Origin of the sequence: Pseudomonas moorei, assembly GCF_008801475.1 — a bacterium.
GTDB classification, from domain to species: Bacteria; Pseudomonadota; Gammaproteobacteria; order Pseudomonadales; family Pseudomonadaceae; genus Aquipseudomonas; species Aquipseudomonas moorei.
Window position 1 is genome coordinate 255,490 of record NZ_VZPP01000010.1, and the last position, 15,566, is coordinate 271,055.

A 15,566-nucleotide genomic window follows, 5' to 3' on the forward strand; every position below is an offset into this window, starting at 1 on the left:
CGGTTTGCCCGCCCTCCCGCGGGCTTTTTTTTGCCTGTAGATTGGTCATCGTCCACCCCAACCCGGAGCGCTCGATGACAATCCTCACCCTGCCGTGCAAACGCGTAACGCTGGCCATCCTCAGCCCCAGCCAGGCGCCACTGGAAAGCGATTTCTACCAACGCAACCAGGCCCACCTTGCCCCCTGGTCACCGGTTCGGCCTGACGATTACTACAGCCCGGAAAAAATCCGCTCGCGCCTGGCGCAACAGGCCTTTGCCTTTGAAGACGGCTACGCGGTGCACTTTGCCGTGCTGGAGCGCGGCAGCGAGCAGATGATCGGTGCATGCAATTTCAGCGGCATCATTCGTGGGGCATTTCAGGCGTGCTACCTCGGCTATCACATCGACCAATCCCGCCAGGGCCAGGGTTTGATGCATGAAGCCCTGCAAGCGGGCATTCGCTACATGTTCGAAACAATGAACCTGCACCGGATCATGGCCAACTACATACCCGACAACGAGCGCAGCGCCCGGCTGCTGGAGCGCCTGGGTTTCGAGCGCGAAGGCTATGCCAAGGCGTACCTGAACATCGGCGGGCATTGGCAGGATCACGTATTGACTGCGCTGGTCAGCAAGGTCTACGAAAACCCGGATCAGTGCTGGTCTAGACAGTTATCCTAAGCTTTCACACCGCGTTCACGTTTTGTTAAGGATTCGCTTCGTATGCTCGGCGCTCGTACTCCTTTCCCGGTCGCCGAAAAATCCATGTCACGCTCCACTTCCTCACTGTTCTTGCTTGCCGCGTTGCTGTTCTTCTTCGCACTGGGCAATCACCAGTTGCAAGGTTCCGCCGAGGCTCGAGTCGCCGGCATTGCCATGGAAATGCACCTGGACAACGACTGGGTGACCCCTCGCCTGTTCGGCGAACCCTTCCTGGAAAAACCGCCCCTGAGTCTATGGCTCGACGCCAAGGCAATCGGCGCATTTGGCAGCACACCCTGGGCGGTACGGCTGACCTCGGCCTGCGCCGGGCTACTCAGCGTGATGCTGTTGTTCACGATGCTGCGGCGGTTCGGCCGGCCGACAATCCTTGCCTGGACTGCTGCTCTTCTGCTGGCGACCATGGCCAGTTACTGGAGTAACGTGCGCAGCGTCGGCGAAGACGCGTTGCTCGCCCTCGGCGTGACGCTGACGCTACTGGCGTTCTTCCAGGACCACAGACAATCGAGCCTGGGCAATGCGCTGTTGTTCGCCCTGGGCATCGCCATCGCTACCTTGAGCAAAGGCATCCTGGGGCTGGCGATGCCGGGGGTGGTGATCTTCGCCTTTTTGCTGGCAGAAAGCCTGATGGACAAGCGTCTGTACCTCTCGCACTGGCTACGTCCGGGGCTGCTGACAATGCTGGGGTTGCTGCCACTGATGATCTGGCTGGCGCTGCTGTATCAGCGCGGCGGCATCCAGGCAGTGACGGAACTGCTGCTGACCAACAGCGTCGGACGCTTCAGTGGCTCCTTCGTGGAAGCCGGTCATCACGAACCGTTCTACTACTATCTGGCCAAACTGCCCCAGGCGTTTTTGCCCTGGAACATTCTGGTGTACCTGGGGTTGTGGCATTTCCGCAAAAGCCTGATGGCCAACCGTTACCTGCTGTTCTTCACCCTGTGGCTCCTGGCCCAGTTCGTCATGCTGACGCTGGCGTCGACTAAACGCACGGTGTACCTGATGTCGATGACACCGGCGGCGGCTGTCATCGCCGCCGAGTATGCGAGCGCCCTGTACGCAAAACTGAAGGCCCGGCAAGACTTCTCGCCCCTGGTGAGCAGCATTATCCGGCATCGTCGCAGCGTCGCGGTTGGCACGCTGTCCGTGGTGATTGCCACCTACCTCGCCGATGCACAATGGGCGCTACCCCACGCCGATCGCACATTGTCGTTCCTGCCACTGACCGAGCAGATCCGGACCCTGCAGGCCAACGGTCAGCACGTCGCGCTGTATCAGGCCAGCGAACGCCTGGGCGGCGCCAGCGTGTTCTATACCCACCGCGTGCTCAAAGGACTGGATACCGAGGCGCAGCTGCATGAGTTCCTGACGGCGTCGCCTTCCAACGTAGCGGTCATGGCTGCCGATGCAGAACCGCCCGCACCATTGAAAGTGCTTAAATCCATGATGGTCGGGCAACAGCAATACTTCTTTGTCGGGCAGTGAGCTCATTCGCGAAGATAATGTCCCGGAAAACAAAAAAAACCGTGCCCCTTGGGGATCACGGTTTTTTTTATCCGACGCCTGAAATTAACTGGCCGTCTGAACCTGCGCTACTCCTGCCCGCCGTTCATGCTTTTGCAGAACCGGCTGATCCAGCCGCGCTCGGCCGTAAAACGCCAGCGCCGTCAGCAAACACGCCAGCCATACGAAGATCCCGGCCCAGAGGGTGTGGGACATGTAGTGCCAGCCCTGCAGCACTCGCGTGGTGCCGTAGACGAAACCCAGCAGCAGCGACCCGTACATCACCGCCTTGGAAAAGCGCCACTGGTAGCGACGTGCAACGAAATACAGCGCCAGCATGGTAAAGCCCCCGGAGGCATGGCCACCCGGCCAGCAGCGGCCGTCGCCTGCTTCCCTGAACAGCTGGAAATTCTCGTACCACTCGACGTGGGCGATCTTTCCACCGTAGAGCGTCGTTTCAATCGGGCAGTACACGCTGGTATGCGACTTGAGGAAATGAATCACCCCGGTGCAAATCGCGAACGCGAACACCACAAACAGAAAATCCCGACGATGGTCCCTGGCAAATCGAAGCACAGGGGCGGCTTTGGTCCGCTCCAGGAAGTTGCCCAGACGAGGACGTTTCGGCGGATTGAGCAACGGCCAGACAAACGACAGGATTGCCCCAATCAGCGCAATTTCAGCGGTCCAGTTGGGAATGATCCGCGCCCATTTGTGGGTCAGCTTTTCAAAGAAGTGAATGTGGTCGATCGGGAAGGTTTGGGTAATCGGATCAAAGAACAGATTGCTGAACGCGAGGTCGATTGACGTCATGTCGAACATCAGGAAAACCACGGCCGCGCAGGCCAGGGGAATGCCGAAATTCAGCCAGTAAAAACGGTGGGAAGTACTCTGCATCGTGTGTCCTGATCAAAAAGATGAATTCATTTGCCCGTCACCGATTGCCAGTCCGCGGCGTCGATGAAGCCCAGCATGCGAGGTGTCTGTGGCGTTTCAGCGGAAATAAACAACGACGCGCCGTAGCCCAAAGTGGAGCCTGACAACTTGAGGTCTTTCTCGAGCTGCTCCATGCATTCGCTGTGGGTCACCAGAATCAGATTGCGTCCTGCCACTTTGTGCGCCAAAGCGTCGCGCAGCATAGTGCCCTTGCAGCTGATCAGCCAGTCCTCACCGGTGCCGACCTTGTTGAACATGTAGGCCGCTGTCTGTGCTGTTCGCAGCATTGGGCTGTTGTAGATGTCAGCCTTGCTCAGTCCCAACTGCTCGAAGTGCGCACCGACCTCCACCGCGACACTACGCGAACGGTCGGTTATGCCATCGTTGCCCACCAGACAGGCGGCGCTTGAGTGATCACAACGTTCAACATGGCGTACCAGCACGATCATGTCGCCCTTGGCCCAGCCCGCCAGCAACGCCTGGGCACCGGCCACATTACCATTGGCCAGGTCCGGCACGGCGGCGGGCCGCAGGAGCAATATTGTCAGGGGTATCACCAGCAACGCCGAGGCCAGCACCACGATTGCATTGCGATAACGGGCCAGACGGCTCAGATCGATCGAGCGCTTTACGCCGAAAAGACTCAGTCTCAATTCCATATCAGGCCGCCTCGCCGGCATGCACCACTCAAAATAATGCAAGAGCGTAGAGAGGTGGGCGTCGACTCAAAGTGAAACGATTGTGAAAAAAAGCTTAAAACCCTGCAAAAACCTTGTTACAGAATCCCCTGAAAAATCCTTTCAGCTCTCATGTTTGCGGCCGATAAACACCTGCTACACCGCTTGCTGGCCCTAAAAACAACAATCTTCCAGCCAACCGACGATCAAGAAGCAACACGTTCCTGGAGGAATTTTGATGAATAGCTGGTTCGGCAACATCAGCGTGAACCTGAAACTGGGCCTGGGCTTTGGCCTGGTCCTCGCCTTGACCTGCGTGCTCGCCCTCACCGGCTGGACCAGCCTGGGCAGTTTGATTGACCGCAGCAACTGGATGAGCGACATCACCCAGCTCAACGCCAGTCTGACCAAACTACGGGTCGCGCGCCTGCAATACATGCTGACCAACGGCGACGAAACCACCGCGCAAAGCGTGCAGACCACCCTCGAAGCCTTTTCCGCTCAACAACAAGCGCTGCTGGTGAAGTTCAAGAGCCCGGAAAACCTCAAATTGCTCAAAGAGCAAGGCGCCGTCATCGACGCCTACAAGACGTCCCTGAACAAGATGCGTGGCGCCTACCGCGCCGGCAACAGCGCCCGCGATGCCATGACCGCCAATGCCGAAACCGCCAACACGCTGATCAACGACCTCAACACCCGCGTGCAACAACTGCCCCCGAGCGATCAGCGCTTCGAACAGTTCCAGGCCATCACCGCTGCCAGGGAAGCCTTCTTGCTGGCCCGCTACGAAGTACGTGGCTACACCGCGACCACTAATGCCGACACCGAGCAAAAAGCCGTCGCCCAGCTGGATGCCGCCATCGCCAGCCTGAAACAGCTCAACGTGCATTTCGCCGACGTAGAGCCAGATGCCCTGCATCGACTGGAAACCGCCCTGGGCAACTACCGCAGCGCGTTACAAGCCTACAAAACCGCGAGTAACGAGGTGGTGCAGGCACGCAAGGAAATGACCGAAGAGGGTGCCGCCATCGTCAGCCTCAGCGATGCGCTGTACCAGATTCAACTCGACCGACGTGATGCCGAAAGCGCCAAGGCCCGCACCCTGCAACTGGTCAGCACGTTGCTGGCATTGTTGGTCGGTGTCATTGCCGCCGTCATCATCACCCGGCAGATCACTGGCCCGCTGCGCGACACACTGGCCGTGGTCGATCGCATCGCCAGCGGCGACTTGACCCACGACGTCCGGGTGACACGCCGCGATGAACTGGGCGTGTTGCAGCAAGGCATCGCGCGCATGGGCGTAACCCTGCGCGACCTGATCAGCGGCATCCGCGATGGCGTCACCCAGATCGCCAGCGCCGCCGAGGAATTATCGGCCGTGACCGAACAGACCAGCGCCGGGGTCAACAGCCAGAAAGTTGAAACCGATCAGGTCGCCACCGCCATGCACGAAATGACCGCCACCGTGCAGGAAGTCGCACGCAATGCCGAGCATGCTTCGCAAGCGGCAGCCGCGGCCGATGGCGAAGCTCGCGAAGGTGACAAAGTGGTCGGCGAAGCCATTGCCCAGATCGAACGCCTGGCCAGCGAAGTGGTGCGCTCCACCGAAGCCATGAGCGTGCTGCAACAGGAAAGCGACAAGATCGGCAGCGTCATGGACGTGATCAAGGCCGTCGCCGAACAGACCAACCTGCTGGCACTCAATGCCGCCATTGAAGCGGCACGTGCTGGTGAAGCCGGACGTGGTTTTGCCGTGGTGGCCGACGAAGTCCGCGGCCTGGCCCAGCGCACACAGAAATCCACCGAAGAAATCGAAGGTTTGGTGGCGGGTCTGCAGAACGGTACCCAGCAAGTGGCGATGGTGATGAACAACAGCCGTGTCCTGACCGACAGCAGCGTGGCCCTGACCCGCAAGGCCGGCGCCTCACTGGAAAGCATCACCCGCACGGTGTCCAACATTCAGTCGATGAACCAGCAGATCGCAGCCGCCGCCGAACAGCAAAGCGCCGTGGCCGAAGAGATCAGCCGCAGCATCATCAACGTGCGCGATGTGTCCGAACAGACGGCTGCGGCCAGCGACGAAACGGCAGCATCCAGTATTGAACTGGCGCGCTTGGGGAATCAGTTGCAGGCGATGGTGAGCCACTTCCGCGTCTGACGTACGCTCAGCGCTGAATCAACGACCAATCGCGGGCAAGCCCGCTCCCACAGGTATTCACCGAGCCCTTTGGGGAGCGAGCCCGCTCGCGATGGCGATCTGAGGGGCAATGAAAACACTCAGGCTTCCCACGGATTCATCACTTCCAGTCCGGAAAACTCGAAGTCCCGAACATTACGAGTAGCAATCGGAGCCCTGTGGATTCGGCAGATAGCGGCAATCTGCGCATCAGCCATCGACGCAGTACGCCCCTTGGCTTCACATCCTGCCACGAGCGTCGCGTACTCGACCGCAGCATGAACATCAAAGGGCAAAATCCTTCCGGCAAAGTCTTCTTCAAACATTGCCATCGCATGGGATTCGAGCTTTTGTTTGCGCTTGCCGGAAGGGAGCCTGGCGATGCCGTGGAGAATTTCCGCCACGGTAATGGCGCTGATTGCCAGCTCCATCGCAGGTTGTGCATCAACCCAGGCAAGCACTTGGGTGTCAGGTTCGACTCGCATGAACTCTGCAAGCACATTCGTATCGAGCACGATCATTCGGAGAAATCCACAGCGCTCGCTTTTTCATGCCGCTCTGGCAAATCGAGTTCAACACCGCCGCACACTCTGAACCGATCACGAATTCTACTGCCGAGCCCTCCCGCACGATCGATGGTAGCCAATGCTCTTCCCAAAATCAGGCGAGCTTCTTCTTCCATCGAGTGTCCGTTATGGGCCGCCGCAATGCGTAGCTGTTCTTTAATCTGATCGTCGAGGTTTCGAATAGTGATGCTGGCCATGATGCCTCCTGCAATCAATGAAATCATTGATTGCAGGCTAGCACATCATGATTCAGTAAACATTGCCGGCCGCTGGATGGCTTCACACACTGATCGCATTGGTAAACACCAACCGATTGCCAAACGGATCCGTCACGGTCATGTCCTGGCTGCCCCACGGCATCGCCTGAATCTGCGGGTGAGCGAAGGGGTATTGCCTGGCCAGCAATTGCTGCTGGAACACTTCCAGTTCATCGGTCTCGATGCGCAGGGCCGAGCCCGGGGTGCTGTCCCCGTGGTGTTCGGACAGATGCAGCACGCATTCACCGCGCGATACCTGCAGGTACAACGGGAAGCCGGGTTCAAAGCGATGCTGCCAGTCGACCTTGAATCCGAGGAAGTCGACGTAGAACTCCATGGCCGTGATCTCATCGAAGATCCGCAGGATCGGGGTGGTTTTGCCGAGGCTCATCGCGTTGCTCCCAGACGGAAATGGCCCGGAGTGGAGTCGGGCTGTACGTCAGCAATTCGGCTGGGGCATGGCATTCTTTAATGTCAATGCGCCATCATTGTGACGCAACCCCCAATCCTCACTCGAACCCGTCTCGCAGATCCCCTTCCCGCGCCAGAAACCGCCCTTCCCTGCGTCCGTTCGCCTGACCGTCGCAGTAACTCAGAACGCCGTTGACCCACACGCCGTCGATGCCTTCTGCGGCCCGTTGCGGATCATTGAAGTCCGCCACGTCGCGGATGGTCGCCGGGTCGAACAACACCAGGTCGGCCCAATGCCCTTCGCGGATCTCGCCCCGCTCCTTCAAGCCGAATCGCGCGGCGGATAGCCCGGTCATTTTGTGCACGGCGGTGTGCAGCGCAAACAGCCCTACGTCACGGCTGAAATGCCCCAGCACCCGCGGGAACGCGCCCCATAGGCGCGGATGCGGGAATGGATCTTCGGGCAAGCCATCGGAGCCGACCATCGACAGTGGATGCGCGAGGATTCTGCGCACATCCGCCTCGTCCATCCCGTAATACACCGCGCCGGCCGGTTGCAGTTGGCGGGCGGCATCGAGCAACGACAGGTTCCACTCGGCAGCGATGTCCATCAGGTCGCGACCGCCCATCTCCGGGTGCGGCGTCGACCAGGTGATGGTGATGCGATGGGCGTCGGTGACTTGCTTGAGGTCCAGGGTCGACGAGCTCGCCGCATAGGGATAGCAATCGCAGCCCACCGGATGGGTTTGTGCGGCACGCTCAAGGGATTCCAGCAACTGCGGGCTGCGGCCCCAGTTACCGGCGCCAGCGCATTTGAGGTGGGAAATGATCACCGGGGATTTCGCATGGCGGCCGATCTGGAACGCCTCGTCCATGGCCTCCAGCACCGGTTCGAATTCGCTGCGCAAGTGGGTGGTGTAGACGGCGCCGAATGCCGTCAGCTCTTCGGTCAATTGCATCACTTCGTCGGTGGACGCCGAGAACGCACTGGCGTAAGCCAGGCCCGTGGACAAGCCCAGTGCACCCGCCTCCAGGCTCTCGCGCAGTTGCTCGCGCATCGCGGCAATTTCGTCGGCCGTGGCGGTGCGAAACAGATCGTCGAGGTGATTGCTGCGCAGCGCGGTGTGGCCCACCAGCGCGGCGACGTTCAGCGTCGTGTTCGCCGCTTCGACGGCCGCGCGATAATCGCTGAACGTCGGATAAACAAAGGCGGCGCGGGTGCCCAGCAGGTTCATCGGGTCCGGTGGGTCGCCGCGCAAACTCACGGGCGAGGCGCTGATGCCACAGTTGCCGACGATCACTGTGGTCACGCCCTGGCTGAGCTTGGGCAGCATCTGCGGCTGGCGGATCACCACGGTGTCGTCATGGGTGTGCACGTCGATGAAACCCGGCGCCAGAACGCGGCCGGCAGCGTCGATTTCTTCGGTGGCGCGGGCGTCGTGCAGATCACCGATACGCTCGATGCGTCCGTTCAGAATCGCCAGGTCGGCGGGGTAGCCGGGGCGGTTGCTGCCGTCGATGATCAGCGCGTTGCGAATCAGCGTGTCGTACATCATGTCAGTCTCCCAGCGGCAAGTGATCATCGCCGCCGCGGTAATCGTCCAGGGCGAGTTTGATCCGCCGCAGACGTTCTTGATTGTCTTCAGGATTGGCCAGTGCCAGCTCGGTGGCAAGTACGTCGATGGCCAGCAGCATGCCGTAGCGCGCGGCGGTCGGTTTGTAGATGAACGAGGTCTCGGCGCTTTGCAGCGGCAGCACGATGTCGGCCAGTTGCGCCAGCGGCGAATCACCCCGCGTGATCGCCAGAATGCGCGCGCCGTAGTTGCGCGCCAGTTCCACGGTTTCCAGCAATTCGGGGGTGATGCCTGTCAATGAACAGACGATGACCACGTGTTCGGCGCTGAGGCTGGCGGCGGTGACCCGCATCATCACCGCGTCATGACACGCTGTGATCGGATAACCGAGCCGCACCAGGCGCACCTGCAACTCATCGCTGCACAGGGTCGAGCAGCCGCCCATGCCGAAGGCGTGAATCATCCGCGCCTTGCCCAGCAGTTTCACCGCGTCGGCAAAGCGCGACTCGTCGAAGGCCGACAGTTGCTGACGCAGGGTCGATTCGATATCGCCGACGATCTGTCCATAAAACGCCGACTGCTCGGGCGTCCCCGCCGGATCGAGAAAACGGCTGCCGACGCCACTGGCCTGGGCCAGTTGCAGGCGCAGATCACGCAAGTCGCGACAACCGACCGTACGGGCGAAACGCGACAGCGTGGCGGTACTGACTTCCGCCCGCTGTGCCAGCTCGTCGAGGCTGGCCGACGCGGCAAACCCTACGTCGTCGAGCATCAGGCGGGCGATGCGTCCTTCACCGGCGCTGAAGGAATCCTGGCGAGCGCGAATCTGGTAGAGGATGTCCATGGCGGGCGGCTCCGGCTAAATCAGGTAAGAAAGACCCACGGTCAAACCGAAGGCGACGAGCGAGATCAGGGTTTCAAGCACGGTCCAGGTCTTGAAGGTCTGGGCGACCGTCATGTTGAAGTATTCCTTGATCAACCAGAAGCCGCCGTCGTTGACGTGGGAAAAAATCACCGACCCGGCGCCTGTCGCCAGTACCAACAACTCCGGGTGTGGATAACCCAAGCCAATGGCCACGGGTGCGACCACGCCTGACGCGGTGGTCATGGCCACGGTGGCCGAACCGGTGGCGATGCGCATCAACGCGGCGAACAGCCAGCCCATCAGCAGCGGCGACAGGTGGAAGTCGTGGGCCAGGCCGACGATCTGGTCGGTGACGCCAGCGTCCACCAGAATCCGGTTCAGTCCGCCACCGGCACCGACCAGCAAGGTGATGCTGGCGGTTGGCGCCAGGCACTCGTTGGTGAATTTCAGGATTGCTTCACGGTTGAAGCCCTGGGCCAGACCGAGGGTCCAGAAGCTCAGCAGCGTCGCCAGCAACAGCGCGATCACCGAGTTGCCAATGAACAGCAGGAACTGGTTGAAACCGCTGCCCGGCGTGGAAATCAGGTTGGCCCAGCCACCGATCAGCATCAGCACCACTGGCAGCAAAATGGTCGCCATGGTGATGCCGAAACCGGGCAGGCTGTCGCGCGGCTCGCGTTCGAGGAACTGCCGCTCCAACGGGTTTTGCGCCGGCAACTGGATACGCGGCACGATGAATTTGGCATAGAGCGGGCCGGCGATGATCGCCGTCGGGATGCCGATCAGGATGGCATACAGCAGGGTCTGCCCCACCGACGCCTGATAGGCCTGCACCGCCAGCATCGCCGCCGGGTGCGGAGGCACCAGGGCATGTACCACCGAGAGCCCGGCCACCATGGGCAAGCCAACCATCAGAATCGACACACCCACCCGCCGCGCCACGGTAAACGCAATCGGCACGAGCAACACGAAACCGACTTCGAAGAACAGCGGCAGCCCGACCAGGAATGCGATGCAGACCATCGCCCAATGAGCGTTTTTCTCACCGAAGCGTTCAATCAGCGTGCGCGCCATCTGCTCGGCACCACCCGACTCGGCCATCATCTTGCCGAGCATCGTACCCAGCGCCACCACCAGCGCGATGTGCCCCAATGTCTTGCCCACACCAGCCTCATACGCGCCGACCACGCCGGACGGCGGCATCCCGGCGACCAGCGCCAGACCTATGGAAATCAGGGTGATGACAATGAACGGATTGAGCCGGTAGCGGGCGATCAGCACGATCAGCGCGATGATGGCGACCGCGGCGTACACCAGCAGCCAATAGCCGAAGGACGGGGTCATGCGGTACTCCTCGAGAGGGTCACGTCGAAAGCTTTGTGAAACTCTTAAAACATTTCGAGACGCGATATTCAAACGAGGTGAAAGTAATTTTCGTGCAGAGGTAAGGCGTGTCGCGCAAAGGCATGTCTTGTCGCGAGTAATGAAAATCAGGCAGGCGGATTTACATCGCGCCTGCCAGGGGCGGGGTCTCAGTCGTGTTGCACGCGTGCCCGCTTGAGCAGTTTCTTGCAGCGCTCGGACAAGTGCAGCACGCGCAGGTGCTTTCCAGCCTTTTCATAGCGCTCGCGCAGTGTCTTGAGCGCGGCGATGGCCGAGTAATCGACGAAGCTCAGGTGGCGGCAATCGATGGTCACCACGGACGGGTCGTTGGCAGGATCGAACTGGTTGAGAAAGGGTGTGGTCGAGGCGAAGAACAGCGTGCCATGCAGTAGGTACAGCTTGCTGCCGTCGGCTTCGACGTGGGTGTCGGCATACAGCTCACGGGCCTGCTGCCAGGCGAAGTTGAGCGCCGCAATGATGATGCCGCACAGCACGGCTGTCGCCAGATCGGTGAACACCGTAATCACCGTCACTGCGATGATCACCAGCACGTCATTGAGCGGCACCTTGTTCAGCACCCGCAGCGAGGCCCAGGCAAAGGTCTGCTGCGACACCACGAACATCACCCCGACCAGGGCCGCCAACGGAATGCGCTCGATCAGCGGCGACAGAAACAGAATGAACAGCAGGATCGCCATACCGGCGACCACACCGGACAAGCGACCGCGACCACCGGAACTGAGGTTGATCACGGTCTGGCCGATCATCGCGCAACCACCCATGCCGCCGAACAGACCGGACACCACGTTGGCCGCGCCCAGCGCCACGCATTCGCGATCGGGGTAACCACGGCTCTCGGTGATTTCATCGGTGAGGTTCAGGGTCAGCAGGGTTTCCAGCAAACCGACCAGCGCCATCAGGATCGCGTAGGGCGCGATGATGCGCAGGGTCTCCAGGTTCCAGGGAAGGTCCGGCAGGGCGAACGTCGGCAGGCCGCCGGCGATGTGCGCCATGTCACCCAGGGTACGGGTCGGCAGACCGAGCAGATAAACCGCCAGGCCAACGCCCAGAATCGCCACCAAGGCTGGCGGGACCGTGCGGGTGAGGCGCGGCAGCACATAGACAATCACCATCGTCACCGCGACCAGCCCGACCATCATGTACAACGGTGCACCGCTCAACCAGGCCTCACCGCTTTTGAAATGCTCCAGTTGCGCCAGGGCAATGATGATCGCCAGGCCGTTGACGAAGCCGAGCATCACCGGGTGCGGCACCATCCGCACCAGTTTGCCAAGTCGCAGCAGCCCGAACGCCAGCATGACCAGGCCACCGAGCAACACCGTGGCCAGCAAGTACTGCACGCCGTGCTGCACCACCAGCGCGACAATCACCACCGCCATCGAACCCGCGGCCCCGGACACCATACCCGGTCGACCACCGAACAACGCAGTCAGGGTGCAAATGATGAACGCGCCGTACAGGCCCATCAGCGGATTGAGGTGCGCCACCAGTGCAAAGGCGATGCATTCGGGCAGCAAGGCAAAAGACGTGGTGAGGCCGGCCAGGGCATCGGCGCGTAGGTGTTTTGGTTTCATGGGGGACCGCATGCAGGGAGTAGCAGGAAAGAGTGTGCGGATGTTACGGAATCGAGGGCGGCCCGGCCAGTTTATGAGCTTTCAGAAACGCCATCGCGAGCGGGCTCGCTCCCACCTGATCACTGGAGAACCCTGTGGGAGCGTGGCTTGCCCGCGATGAACGATGACGCGGTTTAAAGCGAACTCACACCATCTCGTTAAGAATCCATTCAACCACCGACGTGCGCTTCGGTGCCCAGCCCAGCAATTCCCGCGCCTGCTTGCCGCGAACCCGGCTGTTGGAGCCCAGGCCATAGTTGGCCATCTCATAACCCCACTCGGCTTCGGCGTCTTTAAGCGGCCAGTCTTGCGGCTTGCCCAGATTCAGCGCCTCGGCCATCGCCGTGGTCATGTCGATGAACGACGCTTCGCCGCTTTCGACAAAGTAGAAGGTGCCGGGAACGTTTTTGGTGAGCGCCAGCAGGTACAGGGCCACCACGTCTTCGATGTGCACGTTGGACCAGATGTTCTGGCCGGTCCCGACGTGACGCACCACGCCGCTTTTACGCGCCTGTTTCAGCAAACGCGGCAACTGCACGCTGTCGCGATGGACGCCCAGGCTGTGGCCGTAGATCAGGGTGTTGCAGATGACCGCCGAATTCACGCCGTCCCTGGCTGCCGCGAGGATCAGGTTGTCGATGGCCACCCGTGCAGCCTTGTCGACGGTCGGTTCCGGCAGGTTGTCTTCGTAGTAGATGACATCACTGGGCTGACCGCCCGACGCATCACCGACGATGCTCGAACCGCTGGTGTGCAGGAACACCTTGTTGGTACCGCGCAGGGCATCAAGCAGCGCTTGAGCCGCACCACGATGGTCGCTGCTGGCGGCGTTGATCACCGCGTCGGCGGCGCGGGCCTGGTCGGCCAATAGTGCGCTGTCGTCAAGAGTGCCGATGACCGGGGTGATCCCTAGCGCTGTCAGTTCTTCCGCTTGTTCGGCGCTGCGCACCAGACCGGTGACCTGGTGGCCGGCACGGATCAGGCCCGTGGCGATCGAGCCGCCGATGAAACCGGCGGCGCCGGTGACGAAGACATTCATGGAGGAGCTCCCTGCGTTGATAAGTGATGCAACGAGTATCAAGCAGCGATCCCTGAGGGAAAATCCCTGCCGGCCCAAATCACTCTTGCGCAGAAGTCACGAATCAGTCGTTGAAATCGTCGGTGGCGTACAGCGCCAATTTGCCCTGGATGAAATCCAGGAAGCATTGAATTCGCAGGGCCAGTTGCGAGTTGCGGTAATACACCGCGTTGATCGGCTGGCGATAACCACTGTTGAACTCGGCCAGCAAGACTTTCAAGCGTCCGGCACGGATGTCCTCGATGGTCATGTAATGCGACAGGCTGGCGATGCCCTGGCCTTCCAGCGCCAGGTGGCGAATGGTTTCGCCGCTGGAGGCACTGAGCGAGGCCTGGATCGGCCAGCGGTCACCGTGCACGTAGCGCAGCGGCCATTGGTTGAGGCCTTCGTTCTGGGTGAATCCGAGTAGCGTGTGGCTGGACAGATCGGCCACGGCCTTTGGCGTGCCGTGCTTTTCCAGGTACGCCGGACTGGCGACGATGTGCAGCGGACTGCAGCCCAGGGAACGGGCATGCAGGGTCGAGTCGGCCAGGGTGCCGATGCGGATGGCGATGTCGGTGCTCTGCTCGAGCAGGTCGATGATCAGATCGTTGCTGTTGAGTTCCAGCTGGATCTCCGGGTAGAGCCGGCGGAACTCATCGATGTAGGGCACGATCGCGTGCAGCATGAACGGCGACGCGGCGTTGATGCGCAAACGCCCGGACGGCGTTTGCTGGCGCGAGGACAGGCGCTCTTCGAGCTCGTCCATCTGATCGAGAATCAGCTTGGCCTGCTCGAAGAAGTACTTGCCCTCCTCGGTCAGGTCCATGCGCCGCGTCGTGCGGTTGATCAAGGTGGTATCGAGCTTGGCCTCCAGCCGCGACAGCGTGCGGCTGACCGCCGATGGCGTTTGTCCCACCTGCTCGGCCGCCGCAGAAATCGACCCGCATTCAATCACGCAGACGAAAATCTGCAACTCATCGGATCTGGCTTTCACGTGGGTTCCTTATCGATAGTCCTGCACAACTCTGCTGTGTGGGCGCCCCTTTGTGGCGAGGGAGCTTGCTCCCGCTGGTGCGCGAAGCGAACCCAAACCCTGCAGACGCTGTGATTCAGGTTGATCTCGCTGGCTGATCTTACGACGGCTTCGCCGCCGAGCGGGAGCAAGCTCCCTCGCCACAGGTCAGTGCCCGCTCCTGCTATCGATAGTAGCGGAGCGTCAAGCCTTCAGACCAAACACCTCAATCAGATGCTGCTCGTAGCGCGCCACATCGGCTTCGATGTTCGGGCGCTTCATCACGTCAACGCAGAGAAAGGTCGGCAACCTGGTCATGCCGAGAAATTCGTTGGCCTTGTGGAACGGAAAGTACACCGCATCCACACCTTTGGCTTCGAAGAAGTCGCTTGGGTCATCAAACGCTTGCTGCGGTGCGTTCCAGGTCAGGGACAGCATGTACTGTTTGCCCTGGATCAGGCCGCCGCTGCCGTACTTCTGCGACGCGTCGGAACGGGTACGGCCGTCGCTGGCGTAGAGGCTGCCATGGCCTTCGGTGAACACCTCATCGATGTACTTCTTCACGGTCCACGGCGCGCCCATCCACCAGCCGGGCATCTGGTAAATGATCACGTCGGCCCAGAGGAATTTGGCGACTTCTTCCGCGATGTCGTAGCCCTCGTCGATGAACGTGGTTTTGATATCCACGCCGCCACGGTCCAGCACGCTCAACGCGGTTTCGTGGAGGGTGGTGTTGTAGCGGCCATCGGAGTGGGCGAATTTTTTGCCGCCATTGAGCAACAGGACTTTTTTCATGGGTGGTCTCGCAAAG

General features: G+C 60.8%; 15 protein-coding genes and 1 pseudogene. 4 read left to right on the forward strand and 12 right to left on the reverse strand.

The window, feature by feature from the left end:
- Positions 1–74: 74 nt before the first annotated feature.
- Together rimJ and F7R06_RS20765 are read left to right on the forward strand one after the other, a co-directional pair.
- A complete protein-coding gene (rimJ, locus tag F7R06_RS20760) occupies positions 75–662 on the forward strand; it encodes a ribosomal protein S5-alanine N-acetyltransferase (RefSeq protein ID WP_090315819.1) in 588 nt (195 codons plus the stop codon).
- A gap of 84 nt (positions 663–746) precedes the next feature.
- Positions 747–2,186, forward strand: a complete 1,440-nt coding sequence (locus F7R06_RS20765) for an ArnT family glycosyltransferase (protein WP_090318303.1) — start codon at positions 747–749, stop codon at positions 2,184–2,186.
- An 84-nt stretch (positions 2,187–2,270) separates the two neighbouring features.
- Here F7R06_RS20765 and F7R06_RS20770 read toward each other — a convergent pair whose 3' ends face one another.
- Together F7R06_RS20770 and pmrG are read right to left on the reverse strand one after the other, a co-directional pair.
- Entirely contained in the window at positions 2,271–3,101 is an 831-nt protein-coding gene (locus tag F7R06_RS20770; RefSeq protein WP_090315816.1) for a phosphatase PAP2 family protein, read from the reverse strand.
- Positions 3,102–3,127: 26 nt separating this feature from the next.
- The gene (gene pmrG / locus F7R06_RS20775) at positions 3,128–3,799 is read right to left on the reverse strand and encodes a lipopolysaccharide core heptose(II)-phosphate phosphatase PmrG (RefSeq protein WP_151149696.1); all 672 of its coding nucleotides are present in this window, start codon (positions 3,797–3,799) and stop codon (positions 3,128–3,130) included.
- Positions 3,800–4,190: 391 nt separating this feature from the next.
- Between pmrG and F7R06_RS31545 the strand changes: the two are divergent.
- Together F7R06_RS31545 and F7R06_RS31550 are read left to right on the forward strand one after the other, a co-directional pair.
- Positions 4,191–5,069 (forward strand): annotated as a pseudogene (locus F7R06_RS31545) (methyl-accepting chemotaxis protein); the annotation flags it as partial.
- A gap of 201 nt (positions 5,070–5,270) precedes the next feature.
- Positions 5,271–5,975: a methyl-accepting chemotaxis protein gene (locus tag F7R06_RS31550; protein ID WP_425524321.1), complete on the forward strand. Its 705-nt coding sequence runs from the start codon at positions 5,271–5,273 to the stop codon at positions 5,973–5,975.
- A 119-nt stretch (positions 5,976–6,094) separates the two neighbouring features.
- On the opposite strand, the gene F7R06_RS20785 is transcribed toward F7R06_RS31550, so the two are convergent.
- From F7R06_RS20785 to mdaB, 10 genes are all read right to left on the reverse strand, one after another.
- Complete coding sequence (locus F7R06_RS20785; protein ID WP_090315808.1) at positions 6,095–6,514, reverse strand: type II toxin-antitoxin system VapC family toxin; 420 nt, start codon at positions 6,512–6,514, stop codon at positions 6,095–6,097.
- On the reverse strand, positions 6,511–6,756 hold the full coding sequence (locus F7R06_RS20790; RefSeq protein WP_090315803.1) for a FitA-like ribbon-helix-helix domain-containing protein: 246 nt from the start codon (positions 6,754–6,756) through the stop codon (positions 6,511–6,513). Before F7R06_RS20790 ends, F7R06_RS20785 begins: the two co-directional genes overlap by 4 nt.
- A gap of 82 nt (positions 6,757–6,838) precedes the next feature.
- On the reverse strand, positions 6,839–7,207 hold the full coding sequence (locus F7R06_RS20795; protein WP_090315800.1) for a glyoxalase superfamily protein: 369 nt from the start codon (positions 7,205–7,207) through the stop codon (positions 6,839–6,841).
- Between the two features lie 118 nt (positions 7,208–7,325).
- The gene (locus tag F7R06_RS20800) at positions 7,326–8,783 is read right to left on the reverse strand and encodes an N-acyl-D-amino-acid deacylase family protein (RefSeq protein ID WP_090315796.1); all 1,458 of its coding nucleotides are present in this window, start codon (positions 8,781–8,783) and stop codon (positions 7,326–7,328) included.
- Between the two features lies 1 nt (position 8,784).
- Positions 8,785–9,645, reverse strand: coding sequence for a MurR/RpiR family transcriptional regulator (locus tag F7R06_RS20805; protein WP_090315792.1), 861 nt, complete (start codon positions 9,643–9,645; stop codon positions 8,785–8,787).
- Between the two features lie 15 nt (positions 9,646–9,660).
- Positions 9,661–11,010, reverse strand: coding sequence for a GntP family permease (locus F7R06_RS20810; RefSeq protein ID WP_090315789.1), 1,350 nt, complete (start codon positions 11,008–11,010; stop codon positions 9,661–9,663).
- Between the two features lie 188 nt (positions 11,011–11,198).
- Positions 11,199–12,644, reverse strand: coding sequence for a SulP family inorganic anion transporter (locus F7R06_RS20815; RefSeq protein ID WP_090315784.1), 1,446 nt, complete (start codon positions 12,642–12,644; stop codon positions 11,199–11,201).
- A gap of 184 nt (positions 12,645–12,828) precedes the next feature.
- Positions 12,829–13,722, reverse strand: a complete 894-nt coding sequence (locus tag F7R06_RS20820; protein ID WP_090315780.1) for an NAD-dependent epimerase/dehydratase family protein — start codon at positions 13,720–13,722, stop codon at positions 12,829–12,831.
- A gap of 103 nt (positions 13,723–13,825) precedes the next feature.
- A complete protein-coding gene (locus F7R06_RS20825; protein WP_090315777.1) occupies positions 13,826–14,737 on the reverse strand; it encodes a LysR family transcriptional regulator in 912 nt (303 codons plus the stop codon).
- Positions 14,738–14,959: 222 nt separating this feature from the next.
- Positions 14,960–15,550 carry an NADPH:quinone oxidoreductase MdaB gene (gene mdaB, locus F7R06_RS20830; RefSeq protein WP_090315773.1) on the reverse strand — a complete coding sequence of 197 codons (591 nt, stop codon included), beginning with the start codon at positions 15,548–15,550 and terminating at the stop codon, positions 14,960–14,962.
- Positions 15,551–15,566: the final 16 nt, after the last annotated feature.

Bases quoted from the DNA above. Each gene is read 5' to 3' on its own strand.
- rimJ (WP_090315819.1), top strand. From the start codon at position 75: ATGACAATCCTCACCCTGCCGTGCAAACGCGTAACGCTGGCCATCCTC.
- F7R06_RS20765 (WP_090318303.1), top strand. From the start codon at position 747: ATGTCACGCTCCACTTCCTCACTGTTCTTGCTTGCCGCGTTGCTGTTC.
- F7R06_RS20770 (WP_090315816.1), bottom strand. From the start codon at position 3,101: ATGCAGAGTACTTCCCACCGTTTTTACTGGCTGAATTTCGGCATTCCC.
- pmrG (WP_151149696.1), bottom strand. From the start codon at position 3,799: ATGGAATTGAGACTGAGTCTTTTCGGCGTAAAGCGCTCGATCGATCTG.
- F7R06_RS31550 (WP_425524321.1), top strand. From the start codon at position 5,271: ATGACCGCCACCGTGCAGGAAGTCGCACGCAATGCCGAGCATGCTTCG.
- F7R06_RS20785 (WP_090315808.1), bottom strand. From the start codon at position 6,514: ATGATCGTGCTCGATACGAATGTGCTTGCAGAGTTCATGCGAGTCGAA.
- F7R06_RS20790 (WP_090315803.1), bottom strand. From the start codon at position 6,756: ATGGCCAGCATCACTATTCGAAACCTCGACGATCAGATTAAAGAACAG.
- F7R06_RS20795 (WP_090315800.1), bottom strand. From the start codon at position 7,207: ATGAGCCTCGGCAAAACCACCCCGATCCTGCGGATCTTCGATGAGATC.
- F7R06_RS20800 (WP_090315796.1), bottom strand. From the start codon at position 8,783: ATGATGTACGACACGCTGATTCGCAACGCGCTGATCATCGACGGCAGC.
- F7R06_RS20805 (WP_090315792.1), bottom strand. From the start codon at position 9,645: ATGGACATCCTCTACCAGATTCGCGCTCGCCAGGATTCCTTCAGCGCC.
- F7R06_RS20810 (WP_090315789.1), bottom strand. From the start codon at position 11,010: ATGACCCCGTCCTTCGGCTATTGGCTGCTGGTGTACGCCGCGGTCGCC.
- F7R06_RS20815 (WP_090315784.1), bottom strand. From the start codon at position 12,644: ATGAAACCAAAACACCTACGCGCCGATGCCCTGGCCGGCCTCACCACG.
- F7R06_RS20820 (WP_090315780.1), bottom strand. From the start codon at position 13,722: ATGAATGTCTTCGTCACCGGCGCCGCCGGTTTCATCGGCGGCTCGATC.
- mdaB (WP_090315773.1), bottom strand. From the start codon at position 15,550: ATGAAAAAAGTCCTGTTGCTCAATGGCGGCAAAAAATTCGCCCACTCC.